The sequence below is a fragment of the Stutzerimonas stutzeri genome (assembly GCF_002890895.1).
In the GTDB taxonomy this organism is placed as follows: domain Bacteria; phylum Pseudomonadota; class Gammaproteobacteria; order Pseudomonadales; family Pseudomonadaceae; genus Stutzerimonas; species Stutzerimonas stutzeri_AB.
On sequence record NZ_POUL01000007.1, the window covers coordinates 26,277 to 38,497 of the forward strand.

The following is a 12,221-nucleotide window of genomic DNA, read 5'->3' on the forward strand; positions in this document are numbered from 1 at the left end:
CGGTACGATTACTGAAAATGAATAATAGTTTGACCTTGGATAAGTAATTACTTATACGTCCAGCCAGGGCTGGGATAGGAAGGCTTGAACGGCTCTTTCATTCAAGACAGATGCAGCAGACCACAGACAAGAGCGGCGGCAGCGATGCGAAAAAGCATGATGCGGATAACCTTGCGCCAGCTGCAGGTGTTCCGGGCGGTATGTGAAAGTCGCTCTTACAGCCGAGCAGCAGAAGAGATGGCGCTGACCCAGCCAGCGGTGAGCTTGCAGATTCGCCAACTCGAGGAGCTGATCGGTCAGCCCCTGTTCGAGTATCTGGGCAAAAAACTCTATCTGACGGCAGCAGCCGAAGCGCTCCAGCGCGCCAGCACCGACATCTTTGGACGCCTGGACAGCCTGGACATGCAGCTGTCCGACATGCAGGGCTCGCTACAGGGCCAGCTGAATCTCGCGGTCGAGTCGAGCGCGAAATACGTCACGCCGCACCTGTTTGCCGCCTTCAAACGAAAGCATCCGGAGGTCAGCCTGGAGCTGGTCGTGGTCAACCACGCGCAGGCGGTCAAACGCCTGTCGATCAGCCGTGACGACCTGCTGATCATGTCGCAGGTGCCGACCGACATGGACCTTGAATTTCTGCCGTTCCTGAACAACCCGATCGTGGCGGTCGCACCGACCGACCATCCGTTGAGCCAGGCAGACACGCTGAGTTTGCAGGACCTGACCGCCTATCCGCTGCTGATCCGAGAGCCCGGCTCAGGCACCCGCAAGGCGGGCGAAGATTACCTGCGTCAAAAGCGTGCGCATTTTGCTCAGGCCATTCAGGTGGCGTCGCTGGATGCCCTGCGCGAGGCCGTGGTGGCAGGGCTTGGCGTAGCGCTGATGCCGCGCCATGCGGTTCATCTGGAACTGGCTCATGGCCTGCTGCGAGAGCTGCCGGTTCAGGAGCTCCCGCTGTACCGCAGCTGGTGCGTGGTGCATCCGCGGGGCAAGCGGCTGAGCCCGGTGGCTCAGGCGTTCTTCTCGTTTATCCGTGAAGAACGCGCCCAGATCAGTGCCCTAGCTGCGCGCTTTGATGGCGCACAGGCAAACCCTCAAGCAGCGGGCTGACCATCAATAGATCGGGGAACTCCATCAGCTGCGCGTGCAGCTGGCGCTGCTCGTCGTAGCTTTCGATGGCGCGGCGGAAATGCATGCGGCGCTCGTCCTGTAGTTTGCGGCGGGCACGGGCATCGAGGTTGACGTAGGCTTCACGGTGCTGGGACATGCGCGGTCTCCGGAACGGGTGTCGGGAGAACCCAGCATCTGAGGCCTGGGTGACGCTATGAGGTCAAACAGATGACGGAGCGATGAACACCGCTCGAACGGTCGACGGCACCGTCAGTCCTCGTGGTGCTTTGTCGACTTGGGCGACAGACGAAGGCTGCGCAAGCTGCGCTTGACGCTCTTGAGGTGGTTGACCAGGCTCGGTCCTCGCGCCATGGCGACGCCCATGGCCAGCACATCGATCACCACCAGATGGGCGATCCGCGAGGTCAGCGGGGTGTAGATCTCAGTGTCTTCCTGAACGTCGATGGCCAGGTTGATCGTGGCCAGCTCGGCCAGCGGGGTCTGGCTCGGGCACAGGGTGATCAGCGTGGCGCCGGACTCGCGCACCACGTTGGCGGTAATCAGCAGATCCTTGGAGCGCCCCGACTGGGAGATACAGATCGCCACGTCGGTGGGTTTCAGCGTCACCGCCGACATCGCCTGCATGTGCGGATCGGAATAAGCCGCCGCGCTGAGCAGCAGGCGGAAGAACTTGTGCTGGGCATCGGTGGCCACTGCGCCGGACGCGCCAAAGCCGTAGAACTCCACTCGTTCAGCCTTCGCCATCGCCGCAACGGCGCGCTCCAGCGCATCGGAGTCAAGCTTCTCGCGCACTTCCATCAAGGTATGCAGAGTGGTGTCGAAAATCTTCAGCGCAAAATCGGTGACCGAATCGTTCTCACTGATGGCGAACTGGCCAAAGCTGGCGCCGGCAGCGAGACTCTGCGCCAGCTTCAACTTGAGATCCTGAAAGCCCAGGCAACCGATGGCGCGGCAGAACCTCACGATGGTGGGCTCGCTGACCCCGACCGTATGGGCCAGATCGGCCATTGAGCTGTGCATCACGGCAGCCGGATCGAGGAGCACATGGTCGGCCACCTTGAGCTCCGACTTGCGTAACGAACTTCTCGATTGGGCAATGTGTTGCAGCAGGTTCACGTGGGGGACTCGCTATGATCAAAACTCGGCAAGAATGGTCGAACGCTGCGGGTGTGCTCGCATCCGTCCAGCCGGCTGGGTTGTAGTGGGCTTGTAGTTATACTACAAGCTTCGCAGTATCGCCCACCTATCGAGTCTGTCCACCTTCTAGGAGTGACGCTGTGTCCATTTCCTGCGACATGCTGGTATTTGGCGGTACCGGCGACCTGGCGCTACACAAACTCATCCCTGCGCTGTATTACCTGCATCGCGAGCATCGGCTGCATGCTGATGTCCGCATCCTGGCGATCGCCCGTCAGGACATCGACCGCAATGCCTACCTGGCGCTGGCCGAGCGTCACCTCCGAGCGCAAATTGCGCGCACGGACTTCGAGGCTGAGATATGGAAAGCGTTCAGCCAACGCCTCGACTACTTCCCCATGGACGCCACTCAACGGGGTGAATACATCCGCCTCGCGCACCACCTTGGAGAAGCCGAAGGTCGCGTACGGGTGCATTACCTGGCGACCGCGCCCAACCTGTTCGAGCCGATTGCCTCGAACCTCGAAAGCGCGGGGCTTGCCGGAGAAGACGCGCGCATCGTCCTGGAGAAGCCCATCGGCCATTCCCTCGAATCAGCCCTTGAGATCAACGAGGCCATCGGCAACGTCTTCCCGGAGTCGAGGATCTATCGGATCGATCACTACCTGGGCAAGGAAACCGTGCAGAACCTAATGGCGCTGCGCTTTGCCAATGCGCTGTTCGAGCCGATCTGGCGCAGCGGCCACATCGATCATGTGCAGATCACCGTCGCCGAGACCCTTGGCGTGGAGGAGCGCGGTAGCTACTACGACCATGCCGGCGCCATGCGCGACATGCTGCAGAATCACCTGCTGCAGCTGCTCTGCCTGGTGGCGATGGAAGCCCCGGTGCGCTTCGACGCCAAGTCGATACGCGGCGAGAAGGTGAAAATTCTCGAAGCGCTCAAGCCCATCACAGGCAATGACGTGCAAGACAAGACCGTACGGGGCCAATACGCAGGTGGGCGCATCGGCGGTCATGACGTCCAGGCCTACTATTTCGAGAAAGACGTCGATAACGACAGCGACACCGAAACCTTCGTCGCTGTGAAAGCGGAGATCGACAACTGGCGCTGGGCAGGCGTGCCTTTCTACCTTCGCACCGGCAAACGCATGGCGAAGAAGCGCTCGGAGATCATCATCACTTTCAAACAGGTGCCCCACATGCTCTTCACCAAGGGCGAGGTCAACCGCCTGGTGATTCGCCTGCAGCCCGAGGAGAGCATCAGCCTGCAGCTGATGGCCAAGGCACCGGGCAAAGGGATGCAGCTGGAGCCCGTGGAGCTCGATCTGAACCTGGCGCACGCATTCAGTAGCACGCGTCGCTGGGAGGCCTACGAGCGGCTGTTGTTGGACGTGATCGAAGGCGACTCGACCCTGTTCATGCGCCGTGATGAGGTGGAAGCGGCCTGGAACTGGGTCGACCCGATCCTTTGCGGCTGGCAGAGCCATTACCGCAAACCCAGACCTTATCCGGCCGGAACCGACGGTCCTGAGCAAGCACACCTACTGATCGAGCATCAAGGACGCCAATGGTGGCGCTGAGCCAGCCGAACGACTCAGCGGTCACAGCACCGGCACGAGTTGCAGCACCCGAGCTAGAGCTGTTCTGCGCGAGTAGCTGCAACTAACGCATAGGCGTCTCACAACTACCGTATGAACTTCGCAGTCTCGGCATATTGTTGAGCTGAAAGAAAAAATTAACCAAATGCGATGAAGTCGCCATCTCCGCGAAGCGGATCGCCGATATCCAGCCCCGATATCGGCGATTGAACTTGCCACGACAGCCTCGATAATTCAGCCCTTGATCCAGGCGGAACTTCGGCGAGTTCCAACCTCGTTACCCCGCCCGTTATCCACATCGCACCCGGCCTCGCATAAACCCGCGCAAAGCCCCGTTTCATGGGAGCTAAGCCCTGTTTACTGCAGGCCTAGAGGCGCTCTTGCGACGCAACTGATTCAAGTAGGGCAACTACCCCAGCGGAGACGTTTGATTTGACGCTGATATTCGCCGATATATCCGCGCCCAGCCGGCGGGGAACATGGCGACCGGCGAGCAAGTTCAACTTTCGCGATAAACGGTGAACTTCGGAGATATCAGCGGCGAATCAATGCCCATGATCGGCGACTTGGGTTGAGATTAATTTTTCGATGTGTTTATTCTAGAAAAGGATTTCAATCAGCAACCCCAAAGGTCTTGTTTTGAGTATTCCTACCGTAACGCTCCGTCGCCCAACCGACGGCGACGGTTATCCCCTTCATGAGCTGGTAGCACGCTGCCAACCTCTGGACACCAATTCGGCGTATTGCAACCTTCTGCAATGCTCCGATTTCGCCGACACCTCCATTGCCGCCACAAACGCGGATGGCCAATTGGTAGGTTTCATTTCCGGTTACTGCCCCCCTGCTCGCCCAGACACCTTGTTCGTCTGGCAAGTCGCCGTCGACGCTTCAATGCGCGGCCAGGGTCTGGCGCTGCGCATGCTGATGGCATTGATCGCACGGGTCGCCAGAGAGCAGGGCGTCGCTAACTTGGAAACCACCATCTCGCCGGACAACGGGGCATCCCAGGCGCTGTTCAAAAAGGCCTTCGCCAAACTTGGCGTCGACTACAGCACCCGCACCCTGTTCTCCCGCGCCGAACATTTTGCCGGCAAGCACGAAGACGAAGTGCTCTACCGCGCCGGCCCGTTCGCCGCACCCAATTCAGAAGAAGAATTAGAGGAAAACGCATGAAAACTTTCGAACTGCACGAATCTGGCGTTCGCAGCTACTGCCGCTCCTTTCCAGTGGTCTTCAAGCAGGCCCGTGGCGCTGAACTCACTACTCGCGAAGGCAAGACGTACATCGACTTCCTCGCCGGTGCCGGCACGCTGAACTACGGCCACAACCATCCGGTACTCAAGCAGGCGCTGCTTGATTACATCGAGGCCGACGGCATCACACACGGCCTGGACATGTACTCCGAAGCGAAGGAGACCTTTCTCTCCACCTTCGATCGTCTGATCCTCAAGCCGCGCAACATGGACTACGTCATGCAGTTCACCGGCCCGACCGGCACCAACGCGGTAGAAGCCGCGCTGAAGCTGGCGCGCAAGGTGACCGGCCGCAACAACATCATCAGCTTCACCAACGGCTTCCATGGCTGCAGCATCGGCGCGCTCGCTGCGACCGGCAACAAGCATCACCGTGGCGCCGCCGGCGTTCCGCTGACCGACGTCAGCCGTATGCCCTACGCCAACTACTTCGGCGACAAGGTCAACACCATCGCGATGATGGACAAGTTGCTGACCGACCCATCCAGCGGTGTCGACAAGCCGGCTGCGGTGATCGTTGAAGTGGTCCAGGGCGAAGGCGGTCTGAACGCCGCCTCGGCCGAGTGGGTGCGCAAGCTTGAAAAGCTGTGCCGCAAGCACGAGATGCTGCTGATCATTGACGACATTCAGGCTGGCTGTGGCCGGACTGGCACCTTCTTCAGCTTTGAAGAGATGGGCATCAAGCCGGACATGATCACCCTGTCCAAGTCGCTGTCAGGCTATGGCCTGCCGTTCGCCATGGTGCTGCTGCGCAAGGAGCTGGACCAGTGGAAGCCGGGCGAGCACAACGGCACCTTCCGCGGTAACAATCACGCGTTCGTCACCGCTGCTGCTGCCATCGAGCACTTCTGGAAAGACGACGAGTTCGCCAACAGCGTCAAGGCGAAGGGTAAGCGCATCGCCGACGGCATGAACAAGATCGTCCGCCGCTACGGCCCTGACTCTTTGTTCGTCAAAGGCCGCGGCATGATGATCGGCATCAGCTGCCCGGACGGCGATACCGCCGCCGCCATCTGCCGTCACGCCTTCGAAAACGGCCTGGTCGTTGAAACCAGCGGCGCTCACAGCGAAGTGGTCAAGTGTCTCTGCCCGCTGATCATCAGCGAAGAACAGATCGACAAGGCCATGAGCATTCTGGACAAGGCGTTCGCCGCCGTGATGTCCGATCAAGCCGCCACTCAGGCCTCTTAAGGAGAATCAGATGATCGTACGTACCCTGGCCGAATGCGAGCAGTCCAACCGCAAGATCAAGACCGACACTTGGGACAGCACCCGGATGCTGCTCAAGGACGACAAGATGGGCTTCTCGTTTCACATCACCACCATCTACGCCAACACCGAAACGCACATCCACTACCAGAACCATCTGGAATCGGTGTATTGCATGAGCGGCAACGGTGAGATCGAAACCATCGCCGACGGCAAGATCTACAAGATCGAGGCCGGCACGCTGTACATCCTCGATAAGCACGACGAGCACCTGCTCCGTGGCGGCAGCGAGGACATGAAGATGGCCTGCGTGTTCAACCCGCCGCTCAACGGCAAAGAAGTGCATGACGAAAGCGGTGTGTATCCGCTTGAAGCCGAAACCGTAGTCTGATGCGACTCCGCAGGGCGGCTGCACCCCGCCCTGCGACACCCGATTCAAGGAGAGTTTAAAGTGAACCCCGTGCAAGCCGACCTGTACCCTTCGCGCCAGCACGACGAACCCAGCTGGCAAAAGCGTCTGGATCCGGTCGTTTACCGCAATGACCTGGCTAACGCCCCAATTCCCCCGGACCAGATCGAACGCTTCGAGCGTGACGGTTATCTGGTCATCCCCAATCTGTTCAGCGCCGAGGAAGTCGCGGTATTCCGCGAAGAACTCGACCGCATGCGCCAGGATCCGGCCGTTGCCGAATCCGGCAAGACCATCAAAGAACCCGACAGCGGCGCGATTCGCTCGGTATTTGCCATCCACGCCGATAACCCGCTGTTCGCCCGTGTCGCCTGTGACGAGCGCATTGCTGCTATCGCCAGTTTCATACTCGGCGGTGACATCTATGTGCACCAGTCGCGGATGAACTTCAAACCCGGCTTTACCGGCAAGGAGTTCTACTGGCATTCGGATTTCGAAACCTGGCATGTCGAAGACGGCCTGCCGCGCATGCGCACCCTGAGTTGCTCGATCCTGCTGACCGACAACGAAGCTCACAATGGTCCGTTGATGCTGGTGCCGGGATCGCACAAGCACTACATCCGCTGCGTCGGCGCGACGCCGGACAACCATTACGAGAAGTCGCTGCGCAAGCAGGAGTTCGGCGTACCCGACCATGACAGCTTGACCCGCTTGGCGGACCGTTACGGCATTGACACGGCCACCGGCCCGGCAGGGAGCGTGGTGTTTTTCGACTGCAACACCATGCACGGCTCCAACAGCAACATCACCCCCAGCGCGCGCAGCAATCTGTTCTATGTCTACAACCATGTAGATAATGCCGCGCAGGCCCCGTTCTGCGGCCTCTCGCCACGCCCGGCCTTTGTCGGTGAGCGCGAGAATTTCGAGCCTCTGCAGATCAAGCCACAACAGTATCTCTGACGTATCCATCAGGCCCGCATACCGGGCCTGATCTTTGTTGGCGGCCGAGAGGCGGCCCAGGGATGAAAATTCACCCCCAAGACGGGACGATGAATCGATGCATACCGTAGAAAAGATCGGCGGCACATCCATGAGCCGCTTCGAAGAACTGCTCAACAACATCTTTATTGGCCATCGCACAGGCGACGAGCTCTATCAGCGCGTCTTCGTCGTATCGGCCTACAGCGGCATGACCAATCTGCTGCTGGAACACAAGAAGACCGGAGAACCGGGCGTCTACCAGCGCTTCGCCGATGCCCGCAGTGAGGGCGCCTGGCTTGATGCACTGGAAACCGTGCGCACACGCATGCTCGACAAGAATGCCGAGCTGTTTAGCGCGTTCGAGCTGCGCGCTGCCAACCAGTTCATCAACTCGCGCATCGACGATGCCCGCGAGTGCATGAGCAGCCTGCAACGTCTCTGCGCCTATGGCCACTTCCAGCTCGACGAGCACCTGATGAAGGTGCGCGAGATGCTCGCCTCGCTCGGCGAGGCGCACTCAGCGTTCAACTCGGTGCTGGCGCTCAAGCATCGCGGCATCAACGCGAAGATGGTCGACCTCACCGGCTGGCACCGCGACGCACCGCTGCCCTTCGATGAAATGGTGCGCCACAGTTTCGAAGAGGTGGACCTGTCCCGAGAACTGGTCGTTGCCACCGGCTACACGCATTGCAGCGAAGGCCTGATGAACACCTTCGACCGCGGCTACAGCGAGATCACCTTCGCGCAGATTGCTGCTGCCACCGGCGCCCGCGAGGCGATCATCCACAAGGAATTCCACCTCTCCTCCGCCGACCCGAACCTGGTCGGCGCGGACAAGGTGGTCACTATCGGCCGCACCAACTACGATGTGGCCGACCAGCTGTCGAACCTGGGCATGGAGGCGATCCATCCGCGTGCAGCGAAGACCCTGCGACGCGCCGGCATCGAGCTGCGCATCAAGAATGCCTTCGAACCCGAGCACGCCGGCACCCTCATCAGCCAGGACTACAAGAGCGAGCGGCCCTGCGTCGAAATCATCGCCGGGCGCAAGGACGTCTTCGGCATCGAGGTGTTCGATCAGGACATGCTCGGTGATGTCGGCTACGACATCGAGATCAGCAAGCTACTCAAGCAGCTGCGCCTCTATGTGGTGAACAAGGACTCCGACGCCAACAGCATCACCTACTACGCCTCGGGCTCGCGCAAGCTGATCAACCGCGCCGCACGGTTGATCGAGGAAAAGTACCCGGCGGCGGAAGTGACCGTGCACAACGTCGCCATCGTCTCGGCGATCGGTTCTGACCTCAAGGTCAAAGGGATCCTCGCCAAGACCGTGGCGGCACTGGCCGGCGCCGGCATCAGCATCCAGGCGGTGCATCAGTCGATCCGCCAGGTCGAGATGCAGTGTGTGGTCAATGAGGAAGACTACGACGACGCTGTCGCAGCCTTGCACCGCGCGCTGATCGAGCCGGAAAACCACGGAGACGTGATCGCCGCGGCGTAACCCCTCCGTAACACCGACCGCCGGATCTGGCTCGCGCTAGCTCCGGCGGTTTGCCGTCTGCCATTCGCTGGCCGATTCGGACAGCTTGCGGCGCCGATACCAGCCGGCGAAGAACACCAGCGCCAGGATCAGCTCGGCCAGGTCGCCGCCGTAGTACATCAGCTGCGCCGCCGCTTCGATCTCGGCCAGTTCAAGACCCGCGTCTCGGGGAAATCCATAGGCATACATCAACTTGCCGAGCACCGCGTGAGCGGCGATAGCGGCGAACAGTACGAGCAACCGCAAACGCATCCCCGGCCGATGGGGCGCCGGATCCGGGCCGGCAATGGACCAGCTGAACAGATAGCCGGCAAGCACGAAGTGCAGGTGCAGCCAGATGTGCAGCGAGGGCTCACTGAAGCTCAGCTGAAACAGCGGCGTAAGGTAGAGCAGGTACAGCGCACCGATATCCAGAAACAATGCAGTGACAGGGTGGCTCAGGCAACGCACCGGCACGGTCGCCGCGAAATCGATGATGCGCCGTGCGGTGATTACCGGCACGCTGCGCAGCAACAGGGTGCCCGGCGCCCCTAGCATCAGGGCGATGGGGGCGAACATGCCGAGCAACAGGTGCTGCGCCATGTGCCCACGCAGATCCGAGTGCCCCCACTCGACCATCGGCGGCGAGAAGGCCACCACTAACAACCCGCAGCCCAGGCGGAAACTGACCAACCGCCAGCAATGCCAGACCTTGCGACGCCTGCGCTGTGCACGGACGCCCAGCACATAGGCAAACCATAGCCCTTGCGTCACCAGCACCAGCATGAAGGTCCCGGCCAGGGTCAGCAGATGAGCGTCATGACTCACAGGCTGCTCACCCCGCGCTGCTGCACGCTGGCGCCGGCTCTACGCCAGATAAAGAACCCAACCGCCAGCAGCAATACGCCGAAGCCGTTCCAGGCCAGGTCGTATGGCCGGATTGTCGACGTAGCGCACCTGGTGCAAACGCAGCACCTTGTGATCGACAACGCCGTCGAACAGCTGGAAGCCTCCGGCTCCGAACAACAGCCCCGCCCAGGCGTGCCAGCGCGACACCGTTTGATGACGACTCAGCCGAACGAACAGGTAAAACCCGGCCGCCAGCATCAGCAGCTCAGCCGAGTGCAACAGGCCATCGGACAGGAGCGAGATCGCAGGCGTTGAACGGTCGAAAAAATGGTGCCAGGCGAGGATCTGGTGAAAAACGATCTCATCGATCGCCGCCATCAGACCAATCCCGAGAAAGCTCGTCGCGGTCAGGCTGCCTCTGGCATCGACAGTGTTAGCGCTCAAGATGGCCTCCGGTGGTAACGGGTTGGCCTGCATCGGAACTCGGTGCGCTCGACTCAAGCCCTGTTTAAAAGTGACTGGGGCCCGCCGCAGGAGTTCGCCATCGACTTGACCTGACGGGGCGAAAAGCGCGGGCCAACTCAGTAGAATCCGCACACTTTTTGTCGGTATACAGAGCCACCGCACCATGACTCACCCTCGCACCGAACTGCTGTCGCCCGCCGGCACCCTGAAATCCATGCGCTACGCCTTTGCCTACGGCGCCGACGCGGTCTATGCCGGGCAGCCGCGCTACAGCCTGCGCGTGCGCAACAACGAGTTCGATCACGCCAACCTGCGTCTGGGCATTGATGAAGCGCACGCCCAGGGCAAGCAGTTCTACGTGGTGGTCAACATCGCGCCACACAACGCCAAGCTGCGCACCTTCATCAAGGACCTGGAGCCGGTGGTGGCGATGGGCCCGGATGCGCTGATCATGTCCGATCCCGGCCTGATCATGCTGGTTCGCCAGCATTTCCCCGGGATGACCATTCACCTTTCGGTCCAGGCCAACGCGGTGAACTGGGCCAGCGTCGAGTTCTGGCGCCAGCAGGGGCTGACCCGCGCGATCCTTTCCCGCGAGTTGTCGTTGGAGGAAATCGGCGAGATCCGTGAAAAGGTGCCGGGCATGGAACTGGAGGTCTTCGTCCACGGTGCGCTGTGCATGGCCTACTCAGGACGCTGTCTGCTCTCGGGCTACATCAACAAGCGCGACCCCAATCAGGGCTCCTGCACCAACGCCTGCCGCTGGGAGTACAAGGCTCACGAAGGCAAGGAAGACGAGCTGGGCAACATCGTCCAGCAGTACCAGCCGATTCCGCTCCAGCAGCTTGATCAGGGTCGGAACCAGCCCACACTCGGCGCGGGTGCGCCCACCGATCAGGTATTTCTGCTGGAAGACAGCAGCCGTCCCGGCGAGATGATGGAAGCCTTCGAGGACGAGCACGGCACCTACATCATGAACTCCAAGGACCTGCGTGCCGTGCAGCACGTCGAGCGGCTGGTGCAGATGGGCGTGCATTCATTGAAGATTGAAGGTCGGACCAAATCGCACTACTACGTGGCGCGCACCGCACAGGTCTACCGTAAGGCCATCGACGACGCCGTCGCTGGCAGACCCTTTGACAAGTCGCTGATGGACACCCTGGAGTCCCTGGCCCACCGCGGCTATACCGAGGGCTTCCTTCGTCGTCACGTGCATGACGAGTACCAGAACTACGAGCGCGGCTTCTCGCTGTCGGACCGCCAGCAGTTCGTCGGCGAACTGACCGGCGAGCGGCGCAACGGGCTGGCTGAGGTGATCGTCAAGAACCGCTTCGCCGTTGGCGACCGCCTGGAACTGATGACACCTCAGGGCAACCTGAACTTCCGTCTGGACGCGCTGGAGAACAAGCGCGGCGAACGTGCTGAAGTGGCACCCGGCGACGGGCACGTGCTTTACCTGCCAGTCCCGGAAACGGTGGATCTGCGGTATGCACTGGTGATGCGGGAGCTGGACGGCGGCACCACCCGCGGCTAGCTCAGGACCCGCTCCGCCGCCGCCGCGTGGCGGGTTCTGCCGCGACAGCCGTAGGGTGGGTTTCAACCCACCAGCAGTTGGCCTGGCGCAGAGCAAGTGGTGGGCTGAAGCCCACCCGACGGTCCGCAAAAGC

At 61.0% G+C, this 12,221-nt stretch carries 12 protein-coding genes; 8 read left to right on the top strand and 4 right to left on the bottom strand.

Annotated features, from left to right (window positions below; genetic code table 11):
* Positions 1 to 144 precede the first annotated feature (144 nt).
* Complete coding sequence (locus CXK96_RS14200) at positions 145 to 1,107, top strand: LysR family transcriptional regulator (protein WP_102837098.1); 963 nt, start codon at positions 145 to 147, stop codon at positions 1,105 to 1,107.
* Here CXK96_RS14200 and CXK96_RS14205 read toward each other — a convergent pair.
* Entirely contained in the window at positions 1,049 to 1,264 is a 216-nt protein-coding gene (locus tag CXK96_RS14205; protein WP_102837099.1) for a PA3496 family putative envelope integrity protein, read from the bottom strand. The genes CXK96_RS14200 and CXK96_RS14205 overlap by 59 nt on opposite strands.
* Before the next feature lie 113 nt (positions 1,265 to 1,377).
* Entirely contained in the window at positions 1,378 to 2,244 is an 867-nt protein-coding gene (gene hexR, locus CXK96_RS14210; protein ID WP_102837100.1) for a transcriptional regulator HexR, read from the bottom strand.
* 161 nt (positions 2,245 to 2,405) lie between these two features.
* Here hexR and zwf point away from each other — a divergent pair, with 161 nt between their 5' ends.
* The 6 genes from zwf (at position 2,406) to CXK96_RS14240 (ending at position 9,222) form a co-directional block, all read left to right on the top strand.
* Positions 2,406 to 3,848 (top strand): glucose-6-phosphate dehydrogenase, encoded by a 1,443-nt coding sequence (gene zwf, locus CXK96_RS14215; RefSeq protein ID WP_102837101.1) that lies wholly within the window; start codon positions 2,406 to 2,408, stop codon positions 3,846 to 3,848.
* 657 nt (positions 3,849 to 4,505) lie between these two features.
* Positions 4,506 to 5,039: a diaminobutyrate acetyltransferase gene (ectA, locus tag CXK96_RS14220; RefSeq protein WP_102837102.1), complete on the top strand. Its 534-nt coding sequence runs from the start codon at positions 4,506 to 4,508 to the stop codon at positions 5,037 to 5,039.
* Positions 5,036 to 6,310, top strand: a complete 1,275-nt coding sequence (ectB, locus tag CXK96_RS14225) for a diaminobutyrate--2-oxoglutarate transaminase (RefSeq protein ID WP_102837103.1) — start codon at positions 5,036 to 5,038, stop codon at positions 6,308 to 6,310. The genes ectA and ectB overlap by 4 nt, the downstream gene beginning before the upstream one ends.
* A gap of 10 nt (positions 6,311 to 6,320) precedes the next feature.
* Positions 6,321 to 6,719 (top strand): ectoine synthase, encoded by a 399-nt coding sequence (locus CXK96_RS14230; RefSeq protein WP_102837104.1) that lies wholly within the window; start codon positions 6,321 to 6,323, stop codon positions 6,717 to 6,719.
* Between the two features lie 69 nt (positions 6,720 to 6,788).
* Positions 6,789 to 7,697 carry an ectoine hydroxylase gene (thpD, locus tag CXK96_RS14235; RefSeq protein WP_102837250.1) on the top strand — a complete coding sequence of 303 codons (909 nt, stop codon included), beginning with the start codon at positions 6,789 to 6,791 and terminating at the stop codon, positions 7,695 to 7,697.
* Positions 7,698 to 7,794: 97 nt separating this feature from the next.
* Positions 7,795 to 9,222, top strand: a complete 1,428-nt coding sequence (locus tag CXK96_RS14240; protein ID WP_102837105.1) for an aspartate kinase — start codon at positions 7,795 to 7,797, stop codon at positions 9,220 to 9,222.
* A 36-nt stretch (positions 9,223 to 9,258) separates the two neighbouring features.
* Here the strand turns inward: CXK96_RS14240 and CXK96_RS14245 are convergent, their stop codons facing one another.
* Positions 9,259 to 10,068 (bottom strand): cytochrome c oxidase assembly protein, encoded by an 810-nt coding sequence (locus tag CXK96_RS14245; RefSeq protein ID WP_102837106.1) that lies wholly within the window; start codon positions 10,066 to 10,068, stop codon positions 9,259 to 9,261.
* Between the two features lie 39 nt (positions 10,069 to 10,107).
* Positions 10,108 to 10,533 carry a DUF2243 domain-containing protein gene (locus tag CXK96_RS14250; RefSeq protein WP_256061645.1) on the bottom strand — a complete coding sequence of 142 codons (426 nt, stop codon included), beginning with the start codon at positions 10,531 to 10,533 and terminating at the stop codon, positions 10,108 to 10,110.
* Positions 10,534 to 10,717: 184 nt separating this feature from the next.
* On the opposite strand from CXK96_RS14250, the gene yegQ reads away from it, so the two are divergent.
* On the top strand, positions 10,718 to 12,088 hold the full coding sequence (gene yegQ / locus CXK96_RS14255) for a tRNA 5-hydroxyuridine modification protein YegQ (protein ID WP_102837107.1): 1,371 nt from the start codon (positions 10,718 to 10,720) through the stop codon (positions 12,086 to 12,088).
* Positions 12,089 to 12,221 lie beyond the last annotated feature (133 nt).

What these genes read in the sequence shown, in the direction of transcription:
- CXK96_RS14240 (WP_102837105.1), top strand. Translation starts at nt 7,795, where the DNA reads ATGCATACCGTAGAAAAGATCGGCGGCACATCCATGAGCCGCTTCGAA.
- CXK96_RS14200 (WP_102837098.1), top strand. Translation starts at nt 145, where the DNA reads ATGCGAAAAAGCATGATGCGGATAACCTTGCGCCAGCTGCAGGTGTTC.
- CXK96_RS14230 (WP_102837104.1), top strand. Translation starts at nt 6,321, where the DNA reads ATGATCGTACGTACCCTGGCCGAATGCGAGCAGTCCAACCGCAAGATC.
- CXK96_RS14205 (WP_102837099.1), bottom strand. Translation starts at nt 1,264, where the DNA reads ATGTCCCAGCACCGTGAAGCCTACGTCAACCTCGATGCCCGTGCCCGC.
- yegQ (WP_102837107.1), top strand. Translation starts at nt 10,718, where the DNA reads ATGACTCACCCTCGCACCGAACTGCTGTCGCCCGCCGGCACCCTGAAA.
- ectB (WP_102837103.1), top strand. Translation starts at nt 5,036, where the DNA reads ATGAAAACTTTCGAACTGCACGAATCTGGCGTTCGCAGCTACTGCCGC.